Annotated in this window: 26 protein-coding genes; 16 read left to right on the top strand and 10 right to left on the bottom strand. The window is 72.0% G+C overall.

Going from position 1 to position 26,664, the window contains the following annotated elements:
* Positions 1–203 precede the first annotated feature (203 nt).
* Positions 204–917, bottom strand: coding sequence for a hypothetical protein (locus ABZX85_RS31320; protein ID WP_355875843.1), 714 nt, complete (start codon positions 915–917; stop codon positions 204–206).
* 98 nt (positions 918–1,015) lie between these two features.
* On the opposite strand from ABZX85_RS31320, the gene ABZX85_RS31325 reads away from it, so the two are divergent.
* A complete protein-coding gene (locus ABZX85_RS31325) occupies positions 1,016–1,522 on the top strand; it encodes an RICIN domain-containing protein (protein WP_355875846.1) in 507 nt (168 codons plus the stop codon).
* A 44-nt stretch (positions 1,523–1,566) separates the two neighbouring features.
* On the opposite strand, the gene ABZX85_RS31330 is transcribed toward ABZX85_RS31325, so the two are convergent.
* The 5 genes from ABZX85_RS31330 to ABZX85_RS31350 all read right to left on the bottom strand — a co-directional run bounded on the left by ABZX85_RS31330 (position 1,567) and on the right by ABZX85_RS31350 (position 10,397).
* Positions 1,567–6,645 (bottom strand): DNA-binding protein, encoded by a 5,079-nt coding sequence (locus tag ABZX85_RS31330; RefSeq protein WP_355875849.1) that lies wholly within the window; start codon positions 6,643–6,645, stop codon positions 1,567–1,569.
* Positions 6,642–7,493 carry a DUF4132 domain-containing protein gene (locus ABZX85_RS31335; protein WP_355875852.1) on the bottom strand — a complete coding sequence of 284 codons (852 nt, stop codon included), beginning with the start codon at positions 7,491–7,493 and terminating at the stop codon, positions 6,642–6,644. The genes ABZX85_RS31330 and ABZX85_RS31335 overlap by 4 nt, the downstream gene beginning before the upstream one ends.
* 148 nt (positions 7,494–7,641) lie before the next feature.
* Positions 7,642–7,803 carry a hypothetical protein gene (locus ABZX85_RS31340; RefSeq protein WP_355875855.1) on the bottom strand — a complete coding sequence of 54 codons (162 nt, stop codon included), beginning with the start codon at positions 7,801–7,803 and terminating at the stop codon, positions 7,642–7,644.
* A gap of 129 nt (positions 7,804–7,932) precedes the next feature.
* On the bottom strand, positions 7,933–8,802 hold the full coding sequence (locus ABZX85_RS31345) for a hypothetical protein (protein ID WP_355875858.1): 870 nt from the start codon (positions 8,800–8,802) through the stop codon (positions 7,933–7,935).
* A gap of 86 nt (positions 8,803–8,888) precedes the next feature.
* Positions 8,889–10,397, bottom strand: a complete 1,509-nt coding sequence (locus ABZX85_RS31350; RefSeq protein WP_355875861.1) for an aromatic amino acid ammonia-lyase — start codon at positions 10,395–10,397, stop codon at positions 8,889–8,891.
* Positions 10,398–10,550: 153 nt separating this feature from the next.
* Here ABZX85_RS31350 and ABZX85_RS31355 point away from each other — a divergent pair, with 153 nt between their 5' ends.
* The 4 genes from ABZX85_RS31355 to ABZX85_RS31370 are packed head-to-tail and all read left to right on the top strand — an operon-like array spanning position 10,551 to position 13,838.
* Complete coding sequence (locus ABZX85_RS31355) at positions 10,551–11,591, top strand: ATP-binding cassette domain-containing protein (RefSeq protein WP_355875864.1); 1,041 nt, start codon at positions 10,551–10,553, stop codon at positions 11,589–11,591.
* On the top strand, positions 11,588–12,229 hold the full coding sequence (locus tag ABZX85_RS31360; RefSeq protein WP_355875867.1) for an ABC transporter permease: 642 nt from the start codon (positions 11,588–11,590) through the stop codon (positions 12,227–12,229). Before ABZX85_RS31355 ends, ABZX85_RS31360 begins: the two co-directional genes overlap by 4 nt.
* A 1-nt stretch (position 12,230) precedes the next feature.
* Positions 12,231–12,893, top strand: coding sequence for an ABC transporter permease (locus tag ABZX85_RS31365; protein ID WP_355875870.1), 663 nt, complete (start codon positions 12,231–12,233; stop codon positions 12,891–12,893).
* A gap of 12 nt (positions 12,894–12,905) precedes the next feature.
* Complete coding sequence (locus ABZX85_RS31370) at positions 12,906–13,838, top strand: ABC transporter substrate-binding protein (RefSeq protein WP_355875873.1); 933 nt, start codon at positions 12,906–12,908, stop codon at positions 13,836–13,838.
* A 102-nt stretch (positions 13,839–13,940) separates the two neighbouring features.
* Here the strand turns inward: ABZX85_RS31370 and ABZX85_RS31375 are convergent, their stop codons facing one another.
* On the bottom strand, positions 13,941–14,618 hold the full coding sequence (locus ABZX85_RS31375; protein WP_355875876.1) for an SDR family NAD(P)-dependent oxidoreductase: 678 nt from the start codon (positions 14,616–14,618) through the stop codon (positions 13,941–13,943).
* Positions 14,619–14,747: 129 nt separating this feature from the next.
* Between ABZX85_RS31375 and ABZX85_RS31380 the strand changes: the two genes are divergently transcribed.
* Together ABZX85_RS31380 and ABZX85_RS31385 are read left to right on the top strand one after the other, a co-directional pair.
* Positions 14,748–15,452 (top strand): helix-turn-helix domain-containing protein, encoded by a 705-nt coding sequence (locus tag ABZX85_RS31380; RefSeq protein ID WP_355875878.1) that lies wholly within the window; start codon positions 14,748–14,750, stop codon positions 15,450–15,452.
* Between the two features lie 88 nt (positions 15,453–15,540).
* Positions 15,541–16,095 (top strand): Uma2 family endonuclease, encoded by a 555-nt coding sequence (locus ABZX85_RS31385; protein ID WP_355875881.1) that lies wholly within the window; start codon positions 15,541–15,543, stop codon positions 16,093–16,095.
* Positions 16,096–16,390: 295 nt separating this feature from the next.
* On the opposite strand, the gene ABZX85_RS31390 is transcribed toward ABZX85_RS31385, so the two are convergent.
* Positions 16,391–16,984 carry a phosphatase PAP2 family protein gene (locus ABZX85_RS31390; RefSeq protein ID WP_355875884.1) on the bottom strand — a complete coding sequence of 198 codons (594 nt, stop codon included), beginning with the start codon at positions 16,982–16,984 and terminating at the stop codon, positions 16,391–16,393.
* Entirely contained in the window at positions 16,981–17,619 is a 639-nt protein-coding gene (locus ABZX85_RS31395) for a DedA family protein (protein ID WP_355875886.1), read from the bottom strand. Before ABZX85_RS31395 ends, ABZX85_RS31390 begins: the two co-directional genes overlap by 4 nt.
* 109 nt (positions 17,620–17,728) lie before the next feature.
* Between ABZX85_RS31395 and ABZX85_RS31400 the strand changes: the two genes are divergently transcribed.
* The 6 genes from ABZX85_RS31400 (at position 17,729) to ABZX85_RS31425 (ending at position 22,176) form a co-directional block, all read left to right on the top strand.
* Positions 17,729–18,094, top strand: coding sequence for a BlaI/MecI/CopY family transcriptional regulator (locus ABZX85_RS31400; protein WP_355875889.1), 366 nt, complete (start codon positions 17,729–17,731; stop codon positions 18,092–18,094).
* Positions 18,094–19,029 (top strand): M48 family metalloprotease, encoded by a 936-nt coding sequence (locus tag ABZX85_RS31405; RefSeq protein WP_355875891.1) that lies wholly within the window; start codon positions 18,094–18,096, stop codon positions 19,027–19,029. The genes ABZX85_RS31400 and ABZX85_RS31405 overlap by 1 nt, the downstream gene beginning before the upstream one ends.
* Positions 19,030–19,111: 82 nt before the next feature.
* On the top strand, positions 19,112–19,660 hold the full coding sequence (locus tag ABZX85_RS31410) for a helix-turn-helix domain-containing protein (protein WP_355875893.1): 549 nt from the start codon (positions 19,112–19,114) through the stop codon (positions 19,658–19,660).
* 49 nt (positions 19,661–19,709) lie between these two features.
* The gene (locus ABZX85_RS31415) at positions 19,710–20,219 is read left to right on the top strand and encodes a hypothetical protein (RefSeq protein WP_355875895.1); all 510 of its coding nucleotides are present in this window, start codon (positions 19,710–19,712) and stop codon (positions 20,217–20,219) included.
* Between the two features lie 196 nt (positions 20,220–20,415).
* Entirely contained in the window at positions 20,416–20,817 is a 402-nt protein-coding gene (locus tag ABZX85_RS31420; RefSeq protein WP_355875897.1) for a hypothetical protein, read from the top strand.
* 135 nt (positions 20,818–20,952) lie between these two features.
* Entirely contained in the window at positions 20,953–22,176 is a 1,224-nt protein-coding gene (locus ABZX85_RS31425; protein WP_355875899.1) for a hypothetical protein, read from the top strand.
* A gap of 47 nt (positions 22,177–22,223) precedes the next feature.
* Here ABZX85_RS31425 and ABZX85_RS31430 read toward each other — a convergent pair whose 3' ends face one another.
* A complete protein-coding gene (locus ABZX85_RS31430) occupies positions 22,224–24,314 on the bottom strand; it encodes a DUF4157 domain-containing protein (RefSeq protein WP_355875901.1) in 2,091 nt (696 codons plus the stop codon).
* 249 nt (positions 24,315–24,563) lie between these two features.
* On the opposite strand from ABZX85_RS31430, the gene ABZX85_RS31435 reads away from it, so the two are divergent.
* The 3 genes from ABZX85_RS31435 to ABZX85_RS31445 all read left to right on the top strand — a co-directional run bounded on the left by ABZX85_RS31435 (position 24,564) and on the right by ABZX85_RS31445 (position 26,527).
* A complete protein-coding gene (locus ABZX85_RS31435; RefSeq protein WP_355875903.1) occupies positions 24,564–24,971 on the top strand; it encodes a YciI family protein in 408 nt (135 codons plus the stop codon).
* An 8-nt stretch (positions 24,972–24,979) separates the two neighbouring features.
* Positions 24,980–26,119, top strand: coding sequence for a DUF6596 domain-containing protein (locus ABZX85_RS31440; RefSeq protein WP_355875905.1), 1,140 nt, complete (start codon positions 24,980–24,982; stop codon positions 26,117–26,119).
* A gap of 141 nt (positions 26,120–26,260) precedes the next feature.
* Complete coding sequence (locus ABZX85_RS31445) at positions 26,261–26,527, top strand: hypothetical protein (RefSeq protein ID WP_355875908.1); 267 nt, start codon at positions 26,261–26,263, stop codon at positions 26,525–26,527.
* Positions 26,528–26,664 lie beyond the last annotated feature (137 nt).

Below are 26,664 nucleotides of genomic sequence, written 5' to 3' on the forward strand. Positions count from 1 at the left end.
GGGGCGACGGGGCTGGTGGTCACGCGCGGGGAGGGAGAAAGGGGATCAGCGACAGTTCTCGTCGAACTGATCGGCGCGGCGGCTCACCCAGAAGGGGTCGAGCAGCACCGTACGTGCCTGGGTCTCCATGAACGGATCAAAACACACACCGCAGGGGCCGTCCACCACGCGCCCGGCAGGTGAGACGGCCCTCGCGTGCCTGCTCAGCGGCGGATGCGCGGCCCGAACCCCGCACGTCCCGCGCCCTGTTCGACAGCCCAGCTCCGCAGCCGCGTCTCGGCCTCTTCCCGTGTCAGTGGGCCGTGTTCGAGGTGGAGTTCCTGTAGGTGGCGGGTGGCTTCGCCGATCAGGGGGCCCGGGGGTGTGCCGAGCAGTTCCATGATGGCCTTGCCGTCCAGGGCGGCCGGGACGTCCGTGAGCCTGCTGCGTCTCTCGTGCTCCGCGGCGGCGCGCTCGGCTCTCTCGTGCTCCGCGTGCCACGCGTCGTAGCTCGCCGGCCAGGCGGCCGACCGCCAGCCCTCCATGTCCCGTTCCCGGCCGAGGCCGACCCCCAGGAACGGGTCGAGGTGCTCAGTCGGTACGACACCGAGGAGGGCGAGCGCGGCGTTGATCGGCCAGTTCTCGCGCGGGCCGGCGAAGTCCGCTTCGGCGACCGGGCCCCATACCCTGACGCCGGCCCGCCATACGGTGGCGGCCTGCTTGCCGGCGCCTCCGTGGAACTCCGCCTCGACGTGGGCGATCGGCCCTCCCCGGCACCAGTGGCTCAGGGTCTGTTCGAAGGCCGGGGGCGGTGACGCGAGGAGCTGTCCGGTGACCGGCACCAGCCCCATGCGCTGTCGGAGCGGGACGACCGGCACGTCGGGAAGGCGTCCGAGCAGGTCGAAGTCCCCTATGACGGCGTTGAGTTGATACGACATTCCAGTGATCCACCTCACTCGCCGCACGGTAAACCCTCTTACCATTCTCTTACCTCTCTCCCCCCGCAAGAAGAGATCACCGCAAGGAGAGAGTCGACATGAAGTTCATGCGTACCGGTCGAGCGGCAGTCGTCGCCGCCTTCAGCGCGCTTCTGCTGGCAGTTTCGCAAGCACCGGCGTCGGCAGCGCCGTCCGGATGGCACAACCTGGACAACTTCCAGACCGGGCAGGACGTGTTCATCTCGGAGGGCCGCGGGGTGACCCTGTCGAGGCTCAGCGTTCCCGCGCACCTCTTCGCCTTCATCCAGAAGGAGGGCGGCTACTACGAGGTCGTCCAGAACGACGCGGTCTGGAAGTGTCTCGACAGCAACCACCAGGGCCAGGCGTACGGGCTGGGCTGCAACGGCGGGGACTACCAGCGCTGGCGGGTCGAGGACCTCGGCTCGCGGTGGATCGACAGAATCCAGCGCAACACCAACGTCTACCGCCTCGTGAACAAGGCCACCGGCCGCTGCCTCGACGCCAACTACGACGGCGCGCTGTACACCTTCCCCTGCAACGGCGGCAACTACCAGATGTGGTACCACGTCCGTCCGTGGCAGTAGGCCCTTGAAGGGAGAGGGGCCCGCGCCCCCTCTCCCCGTCCCGCTCAGCGGCGGCCCCCCTTGCCCCGCAGTTCCTCGAAACGCGGCACGTCCCCCTCCCTGATCCGCCCCCAGGCCCTGCGGTACAGGTCGGGAGCGGGCTCCGCGGGGACGAGGGTGTTCAGGGGGACGCCGCCCCCTTCCGTCTGTTCGGGGTGGAGCGCGAGTTTCCAGCGCTCCAGCGGGAGCCTCGGTGTGGGGAGGGGTTCCCAGGCGCCGGGGAGGAAGAGGGAGCGGCCGGCGCGCGGGCGGGCACCGGAGACGACGAGATCGGTGGCGGCCAGGGCGGCGCGGGCCGCTTCGAGGCGGGCGGGTCTCCACCCGGTCCAGCGGGCGGTGGTGCGGTCGGTCGGGTCGGGCATCGCGAGGAGCATGAGGTAGAGGGCGGCGGGGTCCTCGCCGATGCCGTACTCCTGCGCCACGGCACGGACCAGGTCCGGGACGGAGCGGGTGGGGTCCTGCGGGTACCAGGTGCCGTTCTTGTCGCGGGCGCCGGCCGGCGGGTCGCCGGGGTCCTTGAGGAGGGCCGCGAATCCTGGGGTCCGGGCGATGCGCAACGCCACTTCGGCGGGGAAGTGCGCGCCGTCCTGTTCGAGGCGCAGGGCGGGCAGGCGGGGGTCGTGGCCGGTCTCGTCGAGGTGGGCGACCCGCAGGGCGGGGGCGGGGCGGTCGTCGTAGGTGGGCATGACGACGGCGCCGTAGCACTCGTACTCCGTGGTGGTCTCGGTGGGCGAGCCGACGGCTCTCCGGAAGCCGGGGAGGTGGACGTACGTGCCGAGGTCGAGGAGGAGGCCGGGGTGGGACAGGCGGTCGTGGATCGCCGTGAGGGCGGCGGGGAGGGTGGCGCGGACGGGGTCGCCGGCGGGCAGGTGGTGGGCCAGCCAGGCGGTCAGGGTGACGGTGTCGACGAGGGTGGCCGCGGTGAAGCCGGTGGCGTCGCCGTCGAGCGGGGTGGCGCGGTCCTGGGTGACGGTCCAGTCGAGGTCGTGGGCGAGGTGGGGGTCGGAGGCGGGGGCGAGGAGTGCGGCGAGGGTGGCGGGTTCGGCGCGCAGGGCGCGTCGTACGTCGCGGAGGAGCGCCTCGGGCAGGGGGGTGCGCTTGCCGACCCGGTCGTTCCAGACGTGCGCGGCGGCCGTCGCTTCGGGGCCGTGGGTCCAGAGGCGGGCGGGGTCGCGGGGCAGGAGTGCGGTGACGACGGCCGTGCGGACCAGGGGGCCCAGCTCGGCCAGTTCGTCCTTGGCGAGGGCCGCGTCGGGGGCCTTCACCCCGAGTACGGCCCGTGCCGGCGCCGTCAGGAAGGACCGTTCCTCGTTGTCGATCTGCGGCAGCCCCGCCACCACGAGGCGGGCCATGACCGAGGTGACCCCGGTGAGCCGGGCGAACTCCTCGGCGGCCTCCGGCATCCAGGGGGCCGGTCCCCGCTCGTCGAGTTCGGCGAGGAACTCCGCCGGCCAGCCGGGCGCCCGGTCCTCCCCGATCGGGGAAGCGGCCTCGACGGTGTAGGGGGCGGGGGCTTCGAAGCGGCCGGCGGGATCGTGGAAGAGCGCCGTGAAACCGCAGCCGTACCGCTGGTCCCGCGAGGTGCACTCGGTGACGGCGAGGAAGGCGCCGCCGTCGAGGAGCAGGACGCCCTCCCAACTCCCCTCCCGCCACTCGCCGTTCGGGGTGCGCAGGGCGCTCGCCTCGACGTGCAGGGCGACCCGGCGCCAGCGAGCGGGCCCGGTGCCGGAGGCCATCCCTAGCGCGTCGAACTCCCTCAGCAGCGCCACGAGGGCCTCCCGGTGCTCGGGGGAGGTGGTCGGGGAGGCCGCCCGGTACGCGACGGACGTGAGGAAACCGGGGAGGGGGAAGCGGTCCAGGTAGCCGCTGGGGAGTTCGGGGCCGTCGAGGTGGAGGCGGGGGGTGGGGTCGCTCTGCTTGTGCGGGGCGCGGGCGGGACCGATCTGTTCGTGCGGGGCGCGGGCAGGGCCGATCTGTTCGTGCGGGGCGCGGGCAGGGCCGATCTGTTCGTGCGAGGTGTGGGCGAGGCCGATCTGCTTGTGCGGGGTGTGGGCGAGGTCATCGCCTTCACCCGGGATGCGCACGAAGTCGCCTTCCCCGCACGGGACATGAGCGAGGCCGCCGCCGTCAGGCGAACCCTCCGCCGCATGTGGGCCGGAAGCCCGCCCCTCCCCCGTCCCCAACGCCCGCCGCAGCACCCGCAGTCGTCGAAACGCGTTGTCCCGTTCCGCCGTGTAGTGGTACCAGCGGTCACGCACCCCGTCGAACCCGCTCAACGCCTCCCGCAGGACCCGGTCGGACGGCCCCGCGGGCCCCTCGTCCTCCTGGACGCCTGCCAACTCCGCGGTGAGCCGCGCCGAGGCCGCATCGAGCACCTCCTGCTGCTCGACGGCGTACCTCAGCACCCCCACGACCCCCGCCCGCAGCGCCGCGTCCGTCACCTCGGGCAGCAACTCCCCCACTGCGTCCGTGAGTTCACGAGCCCGCAGCAGCTCCCGGGCCGTCTCGTCGGAGACCCGGCGCAGCGCCTCGGACCCCCGTACGTCACGTGGCCGCAGGCAGTGCCAGTACGCCAGCGGCGGCAGGATGGGCGTGCCGGCCGCGAAGTCACCGGGAGCCCCGTCCACCTCCGCCGAGGCGGTCACCACGCCTTCCGCGTCGACGAGTTCGATGTGCCACCCCTCGCGGACGGCGGCCACGGGCCGGTCGGCCCCGGGGAAGAGCACCGCCGCGTACGGCATCCCCCGCCCCTTCGGCACGGTGACCCGGCGCCCGGCCAGGTCCTCGCCGCACCAGGCCCCGTCGGGCAGAGTCGTCACGTTCCAGCCGAGCAGCCCGCCCACCGGCGCACCGGCGGGAGTGACTTCGTCGAAGGGATACGGCGCGAGCATCCAGGGCGAGAAGGGGCTGTCGGCGGCGAACGCGGGCACCCCGATCCGGTCGAGTCGCCCGGCGGCGGGGTCGTACCCGATCCAGCCCTCGTCCCCCCACACCCAGTACGAGGTCCCGTCGCCGATCACGCACGCCTCCTCCGGCAGTGCGGTGTCGCCGCGGCGCAGCATCCCGGCCCCGGTGGTCCGCCCGCCGCCGGGCAGCGGCAGGCTGGGCACCCCGTTGTCCTCCCGGTACCAGTTCATCCGCGTACCGCGCGGCCTGACCGCCCCCGCCAACTCCAGTACCCGGCCCGGCGTTCGGTGCCAGTACCCGCGCAGCCCGTCGTCGTGGCCGAGCCAGTGGACGAGGAGTTCGCCGTCCACGTAGTGGAAGCCCACGTGCCCGGACGTGCCGTGTGCGGGCAGCCGCAGATCATGGACGAGTACGACGCCCTCGGCGCCGATGACGCGGGCCTGGGCGGCGCCGGCGGTGACGAGGTGGGGCCAGGCGTCGGCGACGTACAGGTCCTCGACGTCCTGTCCGGGTACGAGGTCCCGGGCCGCCGACTCCCAGGCGGGCCAGCCGAGTTCGTCGAGGAGACCGGCGCGCAGGGTGCGGGCGAGCAGGGGGGCGAGGTCGGTGACGGCGACGGCGCGGATCTCGTCCGGGGCGAGCCGGAGGGCTTCGGCGGGGAGCCACTTGAGGCGTTTCAGGGCGTCGGGGAGGCCGGGCAGTCCGGTGGCGGCGGAGCGCCGGGCGACCTCGCGGACCCAGTCGGCGAGCCGGGGCCGGCCGCCGGGTGACTGGGCGAGGACGCGGAGGGTGTCGAGGTCGTCCTCGTCGCCGTCGAACATGTCGGCCGCTTTGTGGAAGGCGTCCCGGAAGCGGTCGTCGGCGGCGAAGGCGCGCAGGTCGCGCCGGTTCTCGTGCTTCGCCCAGCCGTGGAGTTCGACGGCGTGGAAGACGACGGCGGGGATGTCGAGGGCGATCAGGAGGTCCAGCAGGTCGAGGTCGTGGCCCGCGCTCAACTCCTTTCCGGACGCGGTGAGTTCGGTGCGCAGGCGGTCGGCGCAGCGTTCGACGAGCGGGTAGAGGGCCGGCAGGTGGGTGGGTTCGCGCCAGCCGTGGGTGCGTTCCTGGAACGCCAGGAAACGGGTGAACCAGCCGGCCGTCCCGTCCTGCGGTCGTTCCGTGTCGGGCAGCGAGTCGTCCCAGAGTCCCGCGAGGGCGCCGGACTCCGCCAGCATGTCGAGCCACATCAGCAGCACGTCCCGGTCGCCCTGGGCCGGGAGGATGCTCAACAGGGTGCCGCGCAGGGCGGGTTGACGCCGGACGAGGGTGACGACGGCGGTGCGCTGGGTCTTCCACCAGCCGGGCGCCGCTTTCGCCGTCGCGGGGAGGGCGAGCAGGTCGGCGAGGTGTTCCTCTTCGACGGCCTTTCCGTCCTCACCGGCCGCGCGTGCCAACCTGCGGACGTCGCGGGCGAGTTGGGCGGAGGGGACGAGTCCGCCCGCGGTGCGCCGTACGCACAGGCGGGCGAAGCGGCGCAGGGCCTCGGACGGCGGTACGCGTACGGCGAGTTCCTTGGCGTAGCCGGACAGTGCCGAGGCCGTCAGCGCTCCGGCGAGGGCGAACTCCAGGAACACGGCATCGAGTCGGGACTCGTCGACCGGGAGCCCGTGTTCGGCCTCGGCGCGGCGGGCGCGGGTGAACAACTGGCCCGCGTACGTGGGGTTCTCGGCCGTGAGGAAGACGCGCGCGGCCTGTTCGTAGAAGGTCGACAGGAAGTGCGGGACGGCGGCGGCGAGCCGTGCGGCGACCTCGCGGTAGGCGTCGAGGGCGGGTTTGGGACGGGACTTCGCCAGCCGTGCGATGCGCTCCAACTCCGGTACGACGTCCAGCGCGTGGTGTCCGTCCTCCGGGTGGTGCACGAGCACCCACTCGGGGAAGCCGAGCGATTGCCGTGCCCCCAGGCCGACTTCGACGGGCTCCGCCTCGGGAACCAGCCCGAGGTACCCGGCGGCGATGTCCTCCGCCTCCCCCAACTCCCCCGCGACGAGCCGTACGACGACCCGGTCGGCCAGCCCCGGATGCGTGTACGACCGTGCCGTGAGCGGTACGGCCCCCTCGCCGGCGTTCTCGGTGCCGAGCGGCAACACCGCCCCGGCGGCGAGCAGTTCCCGGTTCGTCTCCTGTGTCCGACCGCTCACGCGCCCGCCCCCTTCTCGATCACGCGCCCGGCGTACAGTGCCGCCGCCATCCGCATCCCCTCCGACCAGGCCACCGCTCCGACGTCCCCGAACCGCAGGGTGCGGCCGTCCGGGTCCTGCCAGGACAGCGGGCCCGTCGACGTCTCGTACTCCCAGGGCTCCCCGATCCACACCACGGCCTCCACGCCGCATGCCCCGTCCCGGACCCGGCGCACCGCGAGGGAGCCGGTCACCCGGTGGCCGAGGGAGGTAGCCCGCGCGGCCAGCGCCGAGCGGGTCATGAACCGGCCCCCGGCGAACTCCTGGACCAGCGTGCCCTTCTCGTCCAGGCCGGCCGGCTTGTGCCAGGTCGCCCGGTAGAGCTGCTCGACGCGCTGTGTGACGCCCAGTTCGACGGCGAACTCCCTCAACTCGTCGAGATCGGGCAGCAGTACGGGGTGCGGCAGCGTCACCGTGCGCGCGTGGAGCCGTACGGTCTCGCCGTCGAGGTCCACGACGCGCAGGGTGCCCGATTCGCCGGCGTCACGCAGGAATCCGACGTCCTGCGGGTCGTCGCCGACCACGACGAGGTCGCACAGCGCCGACCGCCACGCCTCGTCGCGCCAGACCCGTGCGAGGAGTTCGGTGGGGACCGGGAGCGACGACACCATCCAGGTGTCGACCTGCGCCACACAGGCCGCCTCGTGCCGCGTCAGCCACTCCGCGAAGCGCCGCAACCGCTCCACCTCGGGGTGGTCCTTGATCCCCTTCGGCACCGACTTCAGCTCCCGGCCACCCACCCCCCTGGCCGTCACCCGCCCTTCCACCAGGGCGACTTCGTACCCACCCTCCACCGCCACCCAGCCCACCCGCACTCCGCCTTCCGCGTCAAGAGACGTCCACCCAACCTGAGCGGCGACCGTCGGCGCTTCCGCGAAACCACGTATCCGCATACGTACTGCGCGGTGGGTGGACGACAGGAACCCGAGGGACGAGGAGCGTCCGGGACTCCCGCGTCTACACCTCAGTCGCCCAACTCCAGGTTCCGCCCTGGCAGGAGACCACGATGCCGCCGTCCTGTACGTGCAGGACGTCGTCGTCCTCGTCCCATGCCATGCGCAGGCACTCGTCACGCGGGTCGCCCCCGAGCACCCTCTTCCACAGCGGATCGGAAAGCACTCCGGGCGCCTGCACGGCGACGGACCGGGCGACTCTCCACCCCAAGATCTCCCGCCCTGCTGGCCGCGCTCGTCGTCGAGGATCGGTGTACAGCCGAGCCACATGGGGATCGTGGAAGATCCGGCTCGGTCACCCTGCCTTCGTGTGGTCCGGGAGGCGTACGACGACCGTGGCGGCCTGGGACTCGCCGAAGCCCCAGCCGGCGACGGGGGAACAGCCGGCCGCCTCCAGGGCGTCGGACCACGACCAGTTGCCGGTGCCGAAGTAGAAGCCGCCCTCGCTGCGCGCGTCGGCCGCGCTGCGGCAGAGCAGGCGGAGGTGGTCGCGGAGGCCGGGGTGGGTGAGTGTGGCGAGGCGTTCCTGCCAGGGCTCGGCGGCGGGGCGGTCGTACGTCATGTCGGCGGCCGACAGGAGGTGTTCGGGGCCTCGCCGGGTGAACGTGGCTGTTTTCAGGGCGTCGTCGAGGGTGCCGTCGGTGGCGACCCTGAGGAGCACGGTCAGCCAGCCGTTCAGTTTCTTGGCGGTCTTGTCGGTGAGGTCGAGGCCGTGACGGGTCAGGAGAGTCCCCAACTCGGCTCCCCGCACCAGCACTTCACCATCCTCGTCGACCGAGGCCGCGTCGCGCAGGTCGGCGACGAAGGCGTCGTCGAACGGCCGGGGGCCCTTGTGTCCGTCGTCGCCCCACGCTCCCGTTCCGGCCAGGAGGTCGGCGTCGAAGTGGAACAGCGTCTCGCGCAGATCGAAATGCCAGGTCCAGGGAGAGAAGGGGTACGGCCCGTCCGGGTCCGGCAGTTGCGTCGGCTTCCCGGCCGTCAGCGCGTCCGGGGTGGCCCAGGAGTTCGGGAACAGGAACTCGTCGAAGGAGTCGGAGGCGTGGAACACCCCGTACCTGGCCTCCGGTTCGGCCGCCGGTGTTCCGTCGAGCAGCATCTCGAAGGCTTCGAGCAGCGCGAGGTGCCACTCCTCGGGTCGAGTTGCCGGGTCCGCCTCGGGTGTCACGGTGAGCGCTCCTTGTCGTCGGGTCGGGGGCGATGTTGTCAGACCTGACGCCCGAGGGCCTCGGTGGAACTACGCAACCCGCCCCGTCAGTCCCCCGCCGCGCGCCAGATCTCCGTGAACCCGTCGAGGAGCCCGGCCGCGCGGCGGACGTCCTCTGTGAGCGGCCGGTCGGAGTGGTCCGGGTCGAGGGTGGTGTCGGCGAGGTTCAGGGCTGAGGCCGTCGGGAGTTGCGGGGCGGGGTGCAGGCCGCGTTGGCGCAACGCCCGTACGGCGGCGACGAGTTCGCAGCCGACGACGAGACGGTAGGCGGCGCAGGCGCGGAGGGTCTGGCGGGCGGCGAGGGAGGCGAAGCTGGCCTGTTCCTCGACGCCTCGGGAGAGGACGGCGTGGCCGAGGGAGGCAGGGGCGGAGAAGGCGCGGAGGTCGCTCAGTGCGGCGCCGGCGGCGTATTCGAGGATCATGACGCCGGAGGAGGCGGGGAGGTCGTCGGCGAGGAAGGGGTGCAGGCCGGTGTAGTCGGGTTCGTTGAGGGTGGAGAGGCGGGCGGTGGAGAGGCGGGCGACCTGGGTGAGGGAGAGGCGGAAGTGGTCGAGGGCCAGGGCGAGTTGGGCCTGGTAGAAGCCGCCGTGGTGGTAGGCGGCGAGGTCGTGCGGGGAGATGAGGGGGTTCTCGGCGGCGGCGTTGATCTCGATGGTGAGGACGCGTTCGAGGGCGTCGGCCGCGTCGTGCGCGGGGCCGTGGATCTGGGGCAGGCAGCGCAGGCCGTACGGGTCCTGGATGCGGCCGGCGGAGGGGGCGGGGCGGTCGTCGGCGCCGATCAGGCCGCGCATGCGGCGGGCGACCTCGACGGAGCCGGGGTGCGGGCGGGCGGCGTGCACGGGGGCGGCGTACGGCTCGGGGGAGCCGTCGACGGCGAGGAGGGAGAGCGCGGCGACGACCTGGGTGGCCTCCAGGAGGCCGCGCAGTTCGTGCAGGGCGAGGGCGGCCTGGCCGAGGGTGAGGGCGTTGCTGCTGATGAGGGCGAGGGCGTCGTTGTGGTCGAGGGGCTGCGGGGCGGGGGCGCCGGTGCCGTGCCAGGGGTGCTCGCCGGCCAGCGCCAGGCCGACCTGGGCGAGCGCCGCGAGGTCGCCGGTGCCGACGGAGCCGAACTCGTTCACGGCCGGGTGGGCGCCGCTCTCCAGGGCCGCGCACAGGGCGGTGACGACACCGGGGCGCAGTCCGGCGCCGCCCGCGAGGAGCTGGTTGGCGCGGACGGCGAGCATGGCGCGGACCTGCCGGGCGGGGAGTTCCTCGCCGATGGCGCCGGCGTGGCTGCGCAGCAGTCGTAGGCCGTGTCCGGCGGCGGACTCGGTGGGCACGGCCGTGTTCCGGTTGGCGCCGACTCCGGTGGAGCGGCCGTAGACGCGCCGGGTCGCGGCGATCCGCAGGGCGGCGTCCCAGGCGTCGGCCACGCGGGCGATCGCCGCGTCGTCGGGGACCGGTCGCGCGGTGCCGTCGGCGAGGCGGACGACGTCCGTGATGCCGAGGGCGGTGCCGTCGAGGAGGATCGGCACGGAGGCCGTCGCCGTCGAGGAGTCCACAATCTGAGAAGACATAAGGCCGGAGAATCCCCTCAATACGTACTTTTCATCTTGCCTCCGTCCCGACTGTCGGTCATCCGTTACCTCGGATTAACGCGGAACCGTTGACAAGTCATTCACCCACAGAGAACTCTGCATGAAGTTATACAGCCGGGCAAGGGACAACTCATGATCCAGTTCGACGCGGTGCACAAGCGCTTCCCCAACGGCACGACAGCGGTACACGACCTCACCCTCGACATGCCGGAAGGCGGCGTGACGGTCCTCGTCGGGTCCTCCGGTTGCGGCAAGACCACCACCCTGCGCATGGTCAACCGGATGGTCGAGCCGACCTCCGGCACCATCAAGGTCGGCGGCAAGGACGTCACCCGCCAGGACGCCGCCGAACTGCGCCGCGCCATCGGGTACGTCATCCAGCAGGCGGGCCTCTTCCCGCACCGCACGGTCCTCGACAACATCGCGACCGTCCCGCTCCTCCTCGGCCACGGCCGCCGCAAGGCCCGCGCCCGGGCGGCCGAGCTCCTGGAGACGGTGGGCCTGTCGGCGGAGACCGGCAAGCGCTACCCCCACCAGCTCTCCGGCGGGCAGCAGCAGCGCGTCGGTGTGGCCCGCGCCCTCGCCGCCGACCCTCCGGTCCTCCTCATGGACGAGCCGTTCGGCGCCGTCGACCCGGTCGTGCGCACCCAGCTCCAGGACGAGCTGCTGCGCCTCCAGAAGGAGCTGAACAAGACGATCGTCTTCGTCACCCACGACATCGACGAGGCCGTCCGGCTCGGCGACCGGATCGCCGTCTTCCGCACCGGCGGCCACCTCGTCCAGTGCGCCTCCCCCGCCGAGCTCCTCGCCCGCCCCGCCGACGCCTTCGTGGCCGACTTCCTCGGCGCCGAGCGCGGCCTCAAGCTCCTCTCGCTGAAGGCGCTCGCCGGAGTCCCGCAGGGCCCCGCGCCGCAGGGTGACTGGACCCTCGTCCTCGACCCGGCGGGCAAGCCCCTGCACTGGAAGTCGCAGGCCACCGAGATCCCCGTGATCCCCGTACGGCCCCTCAAGGACGACGACTCGCTGCTCGCGGCGCTGGACGAGTCGATCGCCTCCCCCACCGGCTTCGTCGCCCGCGTCGACGCCGACGGCGTCCTCACCGGCGTCTCGTCCCGCGAGGACATCCACACCCACGCCGGGCGGGCGCACGCGGAAGTCCGGGTGGCGGCGTGAGCATCGACTGGTCGTGGATAGGCGACCACACCGACGACCTCACCTCCCTCACGCTCTCCCACCTCCAGGCCGCCCTGACCGCCGTCCTCCTCGGCGTCCTGATCTCGCTGCCCCTCGCGGTGCTCGCGCACCGGGTCCGCCCGCTGCGCGGCTTCCTCCTCGGCCTGTCGAACATCCTGTTCACGATCCCGTCGATCGCGATCTTCGTGCTGCTGCTGCCGGTCACCGGCCTGACCCGCACCACGACCGTCATCGGCCTGACCGTGTACACCCTGGTCGTCCTGCTGCGGAACACGGTCGAGGGCCTCGACTCGGTGCCCGCGCGGACCAAGGAGGCGGCCGTCGCGATGGGCACCCGCCCGCTGCGCACGCTCCTGACCGTCGAGTTCCCCCTCGCACTGCCGGTGATCATGGCGGGCGTGCGGATCGCGACGGTCATGTCGATCTCACTGGTCTCGGTCGCCACCTACATCGGCGACGGCGGTCTCGGCCAGCTCTTCACCGACGGCTTCCAGCGCGACTTCCCGACCCCGGTGATCGCGGGCGTGGTCCTCACGATCCTGCTCGCCGTGGTCGCGGACGCCGCGCTGGTCGCCCTCCAGTACGTCCTGACCCCGTGGCGGAGGCGGCGAGCCTGACATGTACGAACTCTTCAAGAACCTCGGCTCCTGGCTGACCAGCGGCTCGCAGTGGTCCGGCAACGACGGCATCGCGCACCGCCTCGCCGAGCACCTCCAGTACTCCCTGCTCGCCACCCTCGTCGCCGCCGCGATCGGCCTGCCGCTCGGCCTGCTGATCGGGCACACCGGCAAGGGCGCCTTCGTCGCGATCAACCTCGCGTCCTTCGGCCGCGCCCTGCCGACCGTGGGGCTCGTCGTCCTGGTCTTCCTGGCCGGCGGTCTGTCGATGCTGCCGGTGTACGTCGCGCTGGTCGCCCTCGCCGTCCCGGCGATCGTCACCAACACGTACGCGGGGATGACGGCCGTCGACCCGGACGTGAAGGACGCGGCGCGCGGCCAGGGCATGCGCGGCCACCAGGTCCTCCTCCAGGTCGAGCTGCCCCTCGCGCTGCCGCTGATCATGACGGGGCTGCGGCTCGCGCTGATCCAGGTCGTCGCGACCGCGACCATCGCCGCGTACGTCTCCTTCGGGGGTCTCGGCCGCTACGTCTTCGACGGGCTCGCCCAGCGCGACCTGGTCCAGGTCCTCGGCGGGGCGGTGCTGGTCGCCGCGATCGCCATCGTCCTCGACCTGCTGCTCAGCGGCCTCCAGCGCTTCCTCTTCCGCCACCGCACCGCCTAGGGACCCCTCGCCATGAACCGACGTACTCTCCTCGGCGGCCTGTTCGCCGCGGCCTCCGTGCCCGTCCTCACCTCCTGCGCCGGCGGTATCACCTCCCTCGACGGCTCGGGCACCGCCTCCGGTGGCGGCGGCTCCAGTAAGGACGGCGTGACGATCGGCACCGCCAACTTCACCGAGAACCAGATCCTCGGCTACCTCTACGCGGCGGTCCTCAAGCAGGCCGGGGTGAAGGTGAAGGTCCGGCCCAACCTCGGCACCCGCGAGATCGTCATCCCCGCGCTGAAGGGCGGCGACATCGACCTGCTGCCCGAGTACCAGGGCGCGCTGCTCGACTACCTCGACCCGAAGACGACCGCGACGGAGGAGGGCGAGATGCAGAACGCCCTCACCGTCGCCCTCCCGGCCGGCCTCCAGGTGCTGCCGTACGGGCTCGCCGAGGACGCCGACGCGTTCGCCGTCACCCGGGAGACGGCCCGCAAGTACGGGCTCACCTCCCTCGCGGACCTGGCCAAGCAGAACGGCAAGCTGATCATCGGCGCGGCCCCCGAGGTGAAGAAACGCCAGGTGGGCGTGGTCGGCCTGAAGGAGGTGTACGGCGTCGAGTTCAAGGAGTTCAAGTCCCTCGACTCCTCCGGCCCGCTGGTCAAGGGCGCCCTGAAGAAGGGCGACATCGACGTGGCGAACCTCTTCACCACCGACACCGCCATCGAGGACAACGGCTGGGTCGTCCTCACCGACCCCAAGAACCTCATCCCCGGCCAGCACGTCGTCCCCCTCATCGCCGACCGCAAGGCCGACGACACCGTCCGCAAGGCCCTCGCCCGCCTCGGCAACGTCCTGACCACCGAGCACCTCACCGACCTCAACCGGCAGGTCGACACGGACAAGAAGGACCCGGAGGACGTGGCGAACACGTACGCGAAGCGGCACGGGCTGGCGGCGTAGGAGCGGCGGGCCGGGAGGAATCTCCGCTCGCCGAAGAGGCTCGGCGAAACGCCGTCCCTCGGTCGTGTCGGCGCGGCCGAGGGACGGTGGGGGCTGGTGGGGTCAGCCGCTGAAGACGCGTTCCGCCTTGTCGCGGTGGACGGTGTGGAGTTCCCAGTAGACCGGGGAGATCTCCTCGGGCCGGGCCGTCGGGAAGCCGGGCACGACCGACATGCCGATGGACACGTCGATACCGACGTGGGCGGCCTGGACTCCGCTGCCGGCCAGCTCCTTGTGCAGGTTGACGGCCCAGTTGCGCAGGGCCGCGGCGGCGGCGTTGACGTTGCCGACCTGGGGAACCGGGTCGAGGGAGCCGGCTCCGGTGGTGAACAGCAGGGTGCCGGTGCCGGCCTCGCGCATGGCGGGCAGGACCGCCCGGGTGGCGGTGATGGCGCCGTAGAGCTGGAAGTTCATCTCGTGCTCCACGTCCGCGGGGACGGTCTCGCTGGGCAGGGTCAGACGGGTCGAGCCGAGCCCGCCGACCGGGGAGTACTCCAGCACGTCGATGCCGCCGAAATGCCGGGAGGCGTCGTGCAGCGCCGCGGTGAGCGCGTCACGGTCGAGGACGTCGGCGGGAAAGGCGGCGGCGGTGATGCCGTCGGCGGCCAGGTCGGCGACCAGGCCGTCCAGCTTGGCGCGGTCGCGGGAGAGCAGGGCGACGCTGTGGCCGTGGGAGCCGAAGGTGCGGGCGACGGCGAGGCCGAGCTGAGGGCCGGCACCGACGATGGCGATGGTGGGCATGGGAAGCCTTTCACGGAGCGTGATTCGGATAGGGCTATCCGTTTCTCGATCCGGAAAGCCCTATCCGCTTTACGGGCCGAGCGTAGCACGGGATGTGGATAGCCCTATCCGATTGCTAGGGTGAGTGGCATGCCCCCTCGCGACCAGCACACCGACGGCGCGTCCGGCTCCGCCGCGCAGCCACTGCGCAGTGACGCCGAGCGCAACCGGGAGCGGATCGTCGCCGCCGCGCGCACGGTGTTCGGCCGTGACGGGCTGAACGCGTCGATGGCCTCGGTCGCGCGGGAGGCGGGGGTGGGGATCGCCACGATGTTCCGCCGCTTCCCCGACAAGGAGGAACTGGTCGCCGCGGTCTTCACGGACCGGATGGACGCCTATGTCCGGGCCACCGAGGAGGCGCTGGCCGAACCCGATCCGTGGCGCGGCTTCGCCGGCTACGTCGAGACGGTGTGCGCGATGCAGGCCGCCGACCGGGGCTTCGCCGACGTACTGACCATGAGCCTGCCCGGCGCCGAGCGCCTGGAGGCGCGGCGTGCCGAGGCGTACGAGGGCTTTCTCGAACTCATCGCCCGCGCGAAGGACAGCGGAGATCTGCGCGAGGACTTCACCAGCCGGGACCTGGTCCTGCTGCTGATGGCCAACGCCGGCGTCCTCAGCGCCACCGCCGACGCCGCGCCCGACGCCTGGCGCCGCCCGGTCGCCTGGATGCTCCAGTCCTTCCGGACACCTGCCCGCGGACCGCTGCCCGATCCCCCGGAGGACGCGGCGCTGTACCAGGCCATGCGACGTGCCGGGCCGGGGCTCGCTTCGACCGAATCCGGGGAGCGACACTGATCCCGGCCGGGGCCACGTCGATATCCGGGGACACCGAGGGCCGTATTGCCCCCCGAATCGTGACGGCACACGGGAAGGAGCACCGTCCATGAGTGTCGACGCGATCGTGCACACCGAGTTCCCCAAGGGTTACACGGTCCTGTTCGGGACCGACGGAAAGGTGATCATGACCCCGCAGAGTGAGGAGCACTCCAGCACCATCAGATCTCTGCAGATCGACTCGGCCGCTGCCCTCGGCCGTCATGCGAAGGTCACCTCCGACGTCTACATCGACTTTCCGCCGGACGAGAACTCCGCCCCCGACCTGGCCATCCTTCGGGAGGATGCGTCCAAGGAAGGCAAGCACTACAGCTTCGAGGACGTTCTGCTGATCTCGGAGGTCGTCTCGACCTCTTCGGCACGCAAGGACTATGACGACTGCACCGCCAAGTACGGGCGCTACGGCATCCCGGTCTATCTGGTCGTGGACCCCTACGCCGGGGAAGTCGTCCTGCACACCCAGCCCACCGCGAGCGGTTACAGCACCGCACTCAAGCGCGCGTACGGCACGGGCAAGCTCCCTGTGCCCCTGGCGGACGGCCGCACCTTCACCCTGGACCTCGACGAACTCCCCCGGCCCGACCTGGACACCGGCCCTCGCTGAGAAGAATCCGGTCCGGCCAGTTCGGGGTACCAGGGAACGGTCGCGGGCGGTCCGGCGAGGGACGTGAACTCGCCTTCATCTTCGGCGAGTGCCGCCGCGCAGTCGGTGGTGGTTACCCGCCCACGAGCCGTCCGAGGTGATACACAACCCCGCTCGGTCGAAGTCGGCGCATCAGGACAGGTGGGCTTCCGCGCGAACGGCATCGCCGAGCAGTTCGCGGCAGGCGGCGGCCGGGACGACCAGGGCGATAGCCGGTGCCGGTGTGGAGAAGCACAGACATCGCCTTCCCGCCGTTTCACGGCACGGACAGGATCGGCCCGAATCTCGTTCCGGTGAGCAGGGCGGCCAGTGTTCGGGACCGGCGTCGCACAACGGTCATCGTGGCGTAGGCGACGGTGGCGCCGACGGCCAGGCCGGTGAGGACGTCGTGCGGGTAGTGGACGCCGACCCAGACGCGGGAGGCGGCCATCGCGAGGGCCGCGACCGAGGCGAGGAGGCCGAGGCGGCGGGAGACGAAGAGGAGGGCGACGGCCGAGGCGGCGGCGATCGCGGCGTGGTTGCTGGGGAAGGACCAGTCGCCGGGCGGCGGGCATGCCTCCAGGGTGCGGGCGGGGAGCGTGCGGCAGGGGCGGTCCTCCTGGACCAGCGACTTCAGCAGGAAGTCGATGCCGAGAGCCATGAGGACCGCGAGGGGCGCCGCCAGTGCCGTCACCGCGGACTCCGGGCTCGTACGGCGCGAGCGCCACCAGGCGGCGGCCATCAGGAGGGCGAACAGCGCGAGTCCGTACGTCGTCCACGCCTCGACCGCCGTGCCGAACCAGGCGGGCGCGCGCCCGGCGAGGTCGACGACGTCGCGGTAGGCGGAGCCGTCGATCGATGCCCCGGTCATCCGCGGGCCTCCTTGGCGTTGCGGCGCCCCCGGTACAGCTCGACCGCGAGGGGGAGGAGCGAAACGAGGACGATGAGCGCGACCAGCGGCAGGAGGTACCGGTCGACGTTCGGGATGGACGAGCCCAGCGCGTACCCCCCGAGGACGAGGCCGACGCTCCAGACCAGTCCGCCGGCGATCTGCCAGACCAGGAAGACGCGGGCGGGGACTTTCAGGGCGCCTGCGAGGGGGTTCAGGACGGTCCGGACCACCGGGACGAACCTCGCGAGGACGATCGCCTTGGCGTGCCCGTAGCGGTCGAGCAGTTCCTCGGCGCGCTCGGCGCCTTCGCGCAGCCGGACCGATCTGCTGCGGGAGAGCAGGGCGCCGCCCGCCCGGCGGCCGATCAGATAGCCGCACTGGGCTCCGGCGAGCGCGCCGAGCGGGGCGGCGACCAGGAGCGGGCCGAGGGAGAGCTGTCCCGAGCCGGTGCACAGCAGGCCCGCCGTGAACAGCAGGGAGTCGCCCGGCAGGAAGAAGCCGATCAGCAGCCCCGTCTCGGCGAACATGACCACGGCGACACCCAGCACCCCGAAGGCGGACAGGAGAGACTGTGCGTCGAGCGGGTTCACCGCGAGCTGCGACGATGGAACCACGGGCAGGGTCCTTTCTGTACGGGTGACCGGCTGTCCGACACCCCGACCGTCTACAATCTCGTAGACGGTCTACGGAACTGTAGACGATCGGAGGGCCGGGTCCGTTCCCATGAGCACCGAAAAGGATGAACGCCGCCCCATGGGCGAGCTGGAAGCCGCAGTGCTGGCCGCGCTGTGGGCGTCCGACACACCGCTCACCCCCGGCCAGGTCCAGACGGAACTGGCCTCGGGCCTGGCACGGACGACGGTGACGACGATCCTGTCCCGCCTCTACGACAAGGGCACCCTGGACCGCGAACGGCAGGGCCGCGGCTACGCCTACCGCCCCGTCCAGGACTCGCACGGCCTGACCGCCCTGCGCATGCACGGCGAACTCGACCGCGACAGCGACCGCGAGACGGTCCTCGCCCGTTTCGTCGCCCAGCTCAGCCCGGACGACGAACAGGTCCTGCGCCGGCTCCTGGAGGAGGGCTGATGACGATCGCCGTGCTGCTGCTCCCCCTCCTCGTGCCGTGGGCGGCCCCTCCGCTGGCCCGCCGGGTGCTGGACCGCTGTCCGCCGGTCCTGGCCCTGTGGACGCTGACCGCCTCGGCGGTGCTCCTCGCGGGCGGCACGGTCGCGGCGCTGGGCACCCTCGCGCTGACCGGCCTCCTCAAGATCCCGGCGTTCGCCGCGCTCGGCGACCTCGTCCACCCCCTGCGCACCCCCTCCCTCCTGCTGATCCTCCCGCTCGCCGCCGTCGCCACCGGGCTCCTCACCGTGGGCGCCCTCGCCCTCGGCCTGTCCCTCGTCCGGCAGACGGCGGGCCTGCGCAGCGCCCGCGCCGAGGCGGGCCGCGGGCCCACCGCGGGTGACCTCTGCGTCGTCGACTCGCCCCGCGCGGACGCCTACGCCCTGCCCGGCAGGCCGCACCGCATCGTCGTCACCACCGCCATGCTGCGCAGCCTCGACGCGGCCGAGCGCGAGGCGCTCTTCGCCCACGAGCGCGCCCACAACGCGGGCGGCCACCACTACTTCCTGGCCGGCGCCGAACTCGCCGCCCACTGCCATCCCGCCCTGCGCCCGGTCCGCGAGGCCGTCCGGCTCGCCGCGGAACGCGCCGCCGACGAGGCCGCCGCGAGCACCGTCGGGGACCGGCGCCTCACGGCCCGCGCGATCGCCCGCGCCGCCCTCGCGACGACCTCCCGGCCCGTCCCCCACCCGCCGGTCACCCCCGCCGCGACCACCGGACCCGTCCCCCGCCGGGTCGCCGCGCTCCTCGCCCCGGTCCGGCGCACCCCGCGCGCCGCCGCACTGTGGATCGCCGCGCTCCTGACCACCTGCGCGGCGCTGTCCTGCGCCGTCGCGATGACCGGGGTGTTCGACATCCACCAGGACATCGAGGTGGCGCAGGGAGAGGTGGGGCACTGAGGGGTGACCCGGTCTGCGCGAGGGCCGCGTCTTCTACAATCGGGACACCTGTCCCGGTTGGCCGATGGTTCGGAGGTCCGTCGTGCGCGCAGACGCCGAGCGCAATCGCCGTCGCGTCCTTGAGGTCGCGCGGGCGACGTTCGCGGCCGAGGGGCTCGCGGTGCCGGTCGCCGAGATCGCCCGCCGGGCCGGCGTCGGGACCGGAACCGTCAGCCGCCATTTCCCCACCAAGGACGCCCTGTACGAGGCGATCGTCCGCCACCTGGTGGCCGAGATCGTCGAACAGGCCCGGGAGCTGGCCTCCACACACGAACCGGGCCCCGCGTTCTTCGAGTTCTTCGGCCTGATGGTCGACCTGATGGCCGCGAACCGAGGTTTGTCCCAAGCCCTCAGCGGCGACGGCTTCGACGTCGAGGCCGTGTCCTTCGAGCCCGAACATGATCTGACAGTCGTCGAGGACACCCTCCTCTCCGCCGCCCAGGCCGCCGGCGCCGTACGAGCGGACGTCTCCCGGGCCGACATCAAGGCCCTGATGGTGGGGTGCCTCGCGCGAGAACAGTACGGCCCCGACCCCGAGGCCCGCCGACGGATGATCGACGTGGCTTCTGCGGGGTTGCGGGGGCGGGGGTGAGAGGGCCGCGCGGCGAAGACCACATAAACCCACCGGCATGGGGCCTGCCATGATCAAGGAGTTGCTTCAGCAGCTCATGCCGACCGCGTTCGGTGGCTGGACTCCGGACGACGGATACGCCGATGCCGAAGTCACGGCCGTGGGGGATCGCTTGGGGACCAGCCTGCCCGACGCTTTGCTTGACTACTACGCTGCCGCAGGCCGGCACCCGGAGCTGATGGGCATGAGCGGTCACGAGCACACCCTTCGGGTGACGGTTCCCGAGCACCTGGGTGTCGAGGACGGACATCTGGTCTTCTGCGGGGAGAACCGACGGCCCGCCCAGTGGAGCGTGCGCTCGGATGATGCCGACTGGCCCGACCCCAGGGTCCATGGCCGAAGCGAGCCGGGCGGAAAGTGGTACAGCGAATCCCGGAGACCGTCGTCCTTCGTCGACCCATCGCGACGCGTTCTGGCCAGTCACTCCCACAACACCGGGACACTGCGCGTCGCGGCCCTGGAGCACACCGCACTCGAATCCCCGCGCGAGCGTTCAGGTCTGCCACTCGACCCGACCTGAAGCCGGGACACCGCTACCCGCACATGAACACGGGCGGCCTCCGCGAAGAGGTGGCGCGAGGGAACTCTCGGCCGACCTGGCCCACGTCCTCTCCGGCGAACTCTGGCTGCACACCTGCCCAGAAGCACCGGGATCGCCCGTCGCGCCTGATCAAACCAACTGGTCCGACCGCGGGCCCGCTCAGTACGCTGATCCGGTGTGTTTCTACGCCACGACCTTCTACAAGGTCCACTACGCCTGCGTCGCCTGCCGCGTCAGCTTCAAGCAGCCTGCCTATCCGCGGCGCGAGCACCGGTGCCCGAACTGCGCGGGGCCTCTCCTCTGCGCGGGGCACGATTTCGCGCCGCCGCCCCGGCGGGACGTCCGTGGGTGGTCGGTGGCGGCCGCGGTACTGGGGGAAGGGCTGCGGTACGAGGGAAGGTCGGGGTGCGGGTGCGGCAGAGAGCCCAAGTACCGGCCGCGTACACGGGCGGAGTTGCGGGCGCGCAGGATCGCCGCCGAACGGGAAGGGGTTGCGCTGTCGGAGACGTTGTCCCGGCCGGACCCGCTGACGCCGGTGGCTGTGCCCACGACTTCGGCCGGATACGTCGCCGACTGAGCGTTCGGGGCCTGGATTCAGCTGGTGTGACTAGACCGCCGACCGGGTGAACCTGAGGCCAAGTCCCGTCCCTCGTGACCGGCGAAGGCGCTACGAAGAGCACGGCAGATTCGTGATCTTCGGATGGAGCAGTCCTTGCGTCCTCTTCGTACGACCCGCAGGCTCGCCACCGCTCTGTGCGCGCTCGCCGTGGTCCTGGTCCCGCTGACGACCGCGCACGCCGCTTCGGCGGACCTGGCACAAGGACAGGCTCAGGCGCGTGTGAAGCAGGAGAAGCGGCTGAAGGCGTGGGGGAACAACCGTTCCGGGCAGCTCGGTGACGGCACCTGGACCGACTTCCGCACGACGGCGACGACGGTGCTGGGGCTGACCAGCGCCGAGGTGGTGAAGATCGCCGCAGGCGGGGGCGGCTCGGCCACGGGGCACGGGCTGGCGCTCCTGACGGACCGGACCGTGCAGTCGTGGGGCGCGAACGGCTCGGGCCAGCTCGGTGACGGCTCGGTGTTCAGCCACAACGCCCCCGGCCAGGTCGTCAACCTCTCCACCGCGCGAGACATCGCGGCGGGCGGCTGGCACAGCCTGGCCCTGCTGGACGACCGGACCGTGGTGGCGTGGGGCCGCAACAACTACGGCCAGCTCGGCAACGGCAGCAACTCCGACAGCAGCGTCCCGGTCCGCGTCGAAGGGCTCAACAAAGTCGTCGCGATCGCCGCGGGGCTCAACCACAGCCTGGCCCTGCGGGAGGACGGCACCGTGTGGGCCTGGGGCTACAACATCAACGGCCAGCTCGGTGACGGCACTTCGGCCAGCCGGAACGTCCCCGCACCGGTCGGCGGCCTGACCGGCATCACCCGAATCGCCGCCGGCTGCGACCACAACCTCGCCCTGGCCGGCAAGGACACCCTCAAGGCGTGGGGCTACAACGCCACCGGCCAACTCGGCGACGGCAGCACGGTCAACCGCTCCACCCCGGTCGACACCAAGGACATCGGCTCGGCGGCGATTTCGCAGATCGCCGCCGGCTGCAACCACAGCCTCGCCGTGACCGGCACCGACAACAAGCTCATGGCCTGGGGCCAGAACACGTCCGGTCAGCTCGGCGACGGCACCACCGACTACCGGACCACCCCCGTGGCGGTCCCGAACCTCAAGGCCGTCCAGCTGATCGCCGCCGGCCGGGAGCACACCATGGTCCTGCTCGGCGACAACACTGTCCGCTCGTGGGGCGCCAACGGCTCCGGACAGCTGGGCAACGGCACCACCTCCGAGAGCAGCACCCCGGTGACCACGCTGACCGCCCTGACCGGCGTCGACAAGATCGCGGCACCGGTGGGCGGGGACTTCAGCCTCGCCAACTGAATGGGCCGCACCTCCGGTAGGGCCCGTGTCCTCGCGAGCCCTACGCCCTACCCCTTCTCGTACTTGAGCTTCCGCCCCTCGTTCAGCCGCTGCACCAGATCGAACGCGGCGACGGAGAGCGGCAGCAGATCGGCCGTGAGGAGACCGTCCTTCATCCGGCGCAACTCCGCGACGAGGGCGACCTCTTGGTGTCCGGGAGCACCCACCTGGTCGTCGACCGTGCCGAGCGCCCCGAGGGAGCCGTGGATGTGCGACCAGTCGGCCTGGTTGTGGTTGGTCTCGATCTTCTCGGCCTCGTCGAGGTGCCGGTAGTTGCGCAGCAGGTCCCTGCCCTTGGGCATGCCCGTCAGCCACTGATGGCGGGTGAGCGGAATCCGGCGCTCGGCGCGGTTTCCGGCGTCGCCGTGCTCGACGGTGTTCGGATACACCAGGGACTGCTGGTCGTTCGGGTCGAGACCGGCGGCCCGCAGGACGAACTCCGCGAACGCCTCCGGGTTGTCACGGTAGTAGATCCGCGTCGGGCGGGGCAGCAGGGTGAAGTTGTGGGCGAAGGAGGTACGGGACATCAGACCGCCCGCGATGGACTTCGAGTTGGCCTTGTCGCCCATTTCGCTGCCGTACCTGAGGTAGCTGCCGATCAGGGTCGTGAGACCGACCAGCGCGTCCGTGGACTCCCCGCCGGTGACCTCCGCGGGGAGGCGGCCGGCCTGCGCCTCGGCGGCACGGCGGATGCCGTCGACCGTGCCGAGGCTGTTGACGTGCAGGTCCTGCCGGGCCTGCTTGCGCCCGCCGAAGGCGCCGGGGGTGCTCAACAGGGGCCGTTTGGCCGGTACTTGGAGGTACTCGATGAGCCGGGGCAGTTCGTCCAGCTTGAACCCGCCGGTCATCTGCGGGGCGTAGACGAGGACGCCGTCCAGCGGGAACACCATCATCCCGGGGTTCGCGGTGAATCCCCCGAGGTTGACCTCGTCGAGCGGGAACGACTCGCGTCCCTGGCGGGCGTCGAGGGCGGCGGACACCTGGGTGATCTCGGTCATCACGCGCAGGACGTCGTCCCTCGTGGTGAGCGGGTCGGTCACCCACTCCAGGGCCGCGCCGCCCGTCGGGCTGACGTCCGAGGTGAGCCGGTAGTCGGTGCCGCTGCCGACGGTGCCCATCTTGGGGACGTCCCGGCCGCGGATGGGGGTCTCCCTGATCCGGCCGTTGTGGAGCAGCGACGGGGTGACGTCGTCGACGTGCTGCCGGTACTGCTCGGGGGACGCCTGCCGGGCCTGCGCGAGGCGGGCCTGTCCGGCGGCGGTGGCCTGGAACCGGCCGGCCTGCCCGGGCACCGGGGTGAGCCAGGAGTTCCTCAACTGCTCGCTGTTCCCGGCCCGTTCGGCGGCGGTGAGGAGGCTGCTGTTCTGCCGGAGGTCGGCCATCCTGAGCAGGACCTGCGCGCCGATGATGTCGTTGCGGGACGAGACCTCGTCCTGGTAGTTCTGCTCGTCCTGGGCGGTCAGGTTGTTGTGGTCGCGCACCCGCCACTGCGACTCGAACTCGAACCCCACCCGCCGCTGCACCGCGTCCCCGCCGCCCCCGTGAGCGGCGCCGTCGACGTGCACGCTCTCACCGCGCGCGACCCGCGCCCCCACGTCCGACGCCTCCCGCTCCCAGCGGCCGTCCGGATCGCTCAGCCCGCCGGGCGCGCCGCGCTGGGTCGTGTGGTGGATTTCGTGGGCCATCGTCTCGGTGTCCCGCAGGACGGCCGCGTTCTGGACGACGATGTTGTCGCCGACGGTGTACGCCCTGGCGTCGATGCTCGCGGCGGCCCGCTCGTCGACCGACACCCTGACGTGCCCGAGGTCGGTGCCGAACGCGCTCTCCAGGTTCGCCCGCATCCCGTCGGGCAACCGGCGCCCGCCCCGCCCGGCCGTCCGCGCCGCCTCCCGGACGGCGTCGGCGCCCGCCTCGCCGGAGCCCCCGGTGCGCTCGCGCGCGATCATCCGCGCGACGGCCGCGTTGCCGACCGTCCGCTGCAACTCCCCCGGCGCTCCCGCTCTCAGCGGCTTCCCGTACCCGCCGGACGCCGGCCCGCGGGACTCGTCCTGTTCACGCCGGGTACCGCCGGTCCGCCGGGATTCGGTGCTGCGCCGCATGGAGGTTCCGTTCGCACGACATCTCTTGCCCCCGCCACTCTCCCCCGGAACCCGGCGGCCGGGAAGGGCGCCGGGGGCAGCCGGAGGGTCACTCACGTCTGCCCGAAAGGTCATCCGCCGGCGCCTCGGCCCCGTACTCGGCCCCGTCCCGGAAAAACTTCTGCCGATCGTGTCGAGAACCCGCGTCCGGCTCCGTCCCAGGGTCGAGCGCGGCCACAATGGGCCGCACCCGTACCGAGGAGAACGGCCATGGCGAAGTACCTGCTGCTGAAGCACTACCGCGGCGCCCCGGCGGCGGTCAACGACATCCCGATGGACCGATGGACGCCGGAGGAGATCTCCGCGCACATCCAGTACATGAACGACTTCGCGGCGAAGCTGGAGAAGAGCGGCGAGTTCGTCGACGGCCAGGCGCTGGCACCGGAGGGGGCGTGGGTGCGGTACGACGGCGAGGGCCGGCCGCCGGTCACCGACGGGCCGTTCGCGGAGACGAAGGACCTCATCGCGGGCTGGATGGTGATCGACGTCGACAGCTACGAGCGGGCCGTGGAGCTGGCCGGGGAGCTGTCGGCGGCGCCCGGCGCGGGCGGGCGGCCGATCCACGAGTGGCTGGAGCTGCGCCCGTTCCTGCACGCGGCGCCGGCCGTCACGGAGTGACCTCCCCCATGGACGAGGCGCTGCTGCGCCGGCTGACCCCGGGTGTCCTCGCCGTCCTCGTCCGCCGCGGAGCCGACTTCGCGGCGGCCGAGGACGCCGTGCAGGACGCGCTGGTCGAGGCGGTCCGGGTCTGGCCGGACGATCCGCCGCGCGACGCGAAGGGCTGGCTGGTGACGGTCGCGTGGCGGAAGTTCCTCGACCAGGCCAGGTCGGAGGCGTCCCGGCGGCGGCGCGAGGACCGGGCCGACGAGGAGCCGGCCCCCGGTCCCACGCCGTCGGCGGACGACACGCTCCAGCTGTACTTCCTGTGCGCCCACCCGTCCCTGACGCCGGCGTCGGCGGTCGCGCTCACCCTGCGCGCCGTCGGCGGGCTCACCACCCGGCAGATCGCGCAGGCGTACCTGGTCCCCGAGGCGACCATGGCGCAGCGGATCAGCCGGGCCAAGCGGACCGTCTCCGACGCGCGGTTCGACCGGCCCGGCGACGTGGCGACCGTGCTGCGGGTGCTGTACCTCGTCTTCAACGAGGGCTACTCCGGGGACGTCGACCTCGCCGCCGAGGCCATCCGGCTGACCCGGCAACTCACGGCCGTCATCGACCACCCCGAGGTGGCGGGCCTCCTCGCGCTCATGCTCCTGCACCACGCCCGCCGCGCCGCCCGGACCGCCCCGGACGGCAGCCTCGTCCCGCTCGCCGAACAGGACCGGGGCCGGTGGGACACCGGGCTGATCGCCGAGGGCGTCGGCATCCTCCAGTCCGCCCTCGCCCGCGACCGGCTCGGCGAATTCCAGGCACAGGCCGCTGTCGCCGCCCTCCACGCGGACGCGCCGACCGCCGCCGAGACGGACTGGGTGCAGATCGTCGAGTGGTACGACGAACTCGTGGGCCTCACCGACAGTCCCGTCGTCCGCCTCAACCGGGCCGTCGCCGTCGGCGAGGCGGACGGCCCGCACGCCGGTCTCACCGCCCTCGCCGCCCTCGACCCCGCCCTCCCCCGCCACACCGCCGCCTCCGCCTACCTCCACGAACGCGCCGGCGACCTCGCTCTCGCCGCCCGCCTCTACACCGAGGCCGCCGGCAAGGCGTCCAACCTGGCCGAACGCGCCCACCTGACACGCCAGGCCGCGCGCCTCAACTCCCGGGGGTGAGCCCGAAAGAGAGGTAAGGATTTCTCCCACCCTGGACATGCCGATATCCCATTGCTTTCGGAGTGCGGGGAAAATTCTTTCCCCCTCTCATTCCGGCCGCTCGCTGTAATGCTGGGTGAAGCACCGAGCGAGGAGCCCCACATGTCCAACTCCCCCAATCTCACCCTCATCCGCCGGCTGTACGAATCGGGAATGGCGCCCGAGGTCACCCAGGAAGTCATGTCCGACGACCTCGTCTGGGACATCACACCGGGATTCCCGAACAGCGGCGTCTACCACGGCTGGGACAACGCCTCGAAGGATTTCTTCGGCGTGATGATGCCGAGCTACGAGTCCTTCGGCGCGGTGCCGGAGGAGTTCTACGCCGACGACGAGAATCACGTCCTCCGTGAAGCCCTCAAGGGCTGACACCCCACCGGGAGATCCAGCACCATGGCGAAGATTCTTTTCTTGACATCCTCCCCCAGCTAAAGCAGGGGGATTCCTAGCTCAGGCTGCCTCCGGGAGCGGCGCTCCCTGAGGACTTCCGCCATCAGCACCAGCCG

The organism is Streptomyces sp. NPDC004539, assembly GCF_040610055.1.
Classification (GTDB): domain Bacteria; phylum Actinomycetota; class Actinomycetes; order Streptomycetales; family Streptomycetaceae; genus Streptomyces.

What these genes read in the sequence shown, in the direction of transcription:
- ABZX85_RS31400 (WP_355875889.1), top strand. Translation starts at nt 17,729, where the DNA reads ATGAGCACCGAAAAGGATGAACGCCGCCCCATGGGCGAGCTGGAAGCC.
- ABZX85_RS31370 (WP_355875873.1), top strand. Translation starts at nt 12,906, where the DNA reads ATGAACCGACGTACTCTCCTCGGCGGCCTGTTCGCCGCGGCCTCCGTG.
- ABZX85_RS31435 (WP_355875903.1), top strand. Translation starts at nt 24,564, where the DNA reads ATGGCGAAGTACCTGCTGCTGAAGCACTACCGCGGCGCCCCGGCGGCG.
- ABZX85_RS31355 (WP_355875864.1), top strand. Translation starts at nt 10,551, where the DNA reads ATGATCCAGTTCGACGCGGTGCACAAGCGCTTCCCCAACGGCACGACA.
- ABZX85_RS31440 (WP_355875905.1), top strand. Translation starts at nt 24,980, where the DNA reads ATGGACGAGGCGCTGCTGCGCCGGCTGACCCCGGGTGTCCTCGCCGTC.
- ABZX85_RS31380 (WP_355875878.1), top strand. Translation starts at nt 14,748, where the DNA reads ATGCCCCCTCGCGACCAGCACACCGACGGCGCGTCCGGCTCCGCCGCG.
- ABZX85_RS31430 (WP_355875901.1), bottom strand. Translation starts at nt 24,314, where the DNA reads ATGCGGCGCAGCACCGAATCCCGGCGGACCGGCGGTACCCGGCGTGAA.
- ABZX85_RS31350 (WP_355875861.1), bottom strand. Translation starts at nt 10,397, where the DNA reads ATGTCTTCTCAGATTGTGGACTCCTCGACGGCGACGGCCTCCGTGCCG.
- ABZX85_RS31320 (WP_355875843.1), bottom strand. Translation starts at nt 917, where the DNA reads ATGTCGTATCAACTCAACGCCGTCATAGGGGACTTCGACCTGCTCGGA.
- ABZX85_RS31445 (WP_355875908.1), top strand. Translation starts at nt 26,261, where the DNA reads ATGTCCAACTCCCCCAATCTCACCCTCATCCGCCGGCTGTACGAATCG.
- ABZX85_RS31405 (WP_355875891.1), top strand. Translation starts at nt 18,094, where the DNA reads ATGACGATCGCCGTGCTGCTGCTCCCCCTCCTCGTGCCGTGGGCGGCC.
- ABZX85_RS31375 (WP_355875876.1), bottom strand. Translation starts at nt 14,618, where the DNA reads ATGCCCACCATCGCCATCGTCGGTGCCGGCCCTCAGCTCGGCCTCGCC.
- ABZX85_RS31385 (WP_355875881.1), top strand. Translation starts at nt 15,541, where the DNA reads ATGAGTGTCGACGCGATCGTGCACACCGAGTTCCCCAAGGGTTACACG.
- ABZX85_RS31325 (WP_355875846.1), top strand. Translation starts at nt 1,016, where the DNA reads ATGAAGTTCATGCGTACCGGTCGAGCGGCAGTCGTCGCCGCCTTCAGC.
- ABZX85_RS31390 (WP_355875884.1), bottom strand. Translation starts at nt 16,984, where the DNA reads ATGACCGGGGCATCGATCGACGGCTCCGCCTACCGCGACGTCGTCGAC.
- ABZX85_RS31365 (WP_355875870.1), top strand. Translation starts at nt 12,231, where the DNA reads ATGTACGAACTCTTCAAGAACCTCGGCTCCTGGCTGACCAGCGGCTCG.
- ABZX85_RS31415 (WP_355875895.1), top strand. Translation starts at nt 19,710, where the DNA reads ATGATCAAGGAGTTGCTTCAGCAGCTCATGCCGACCGCGTTCGGTGGC.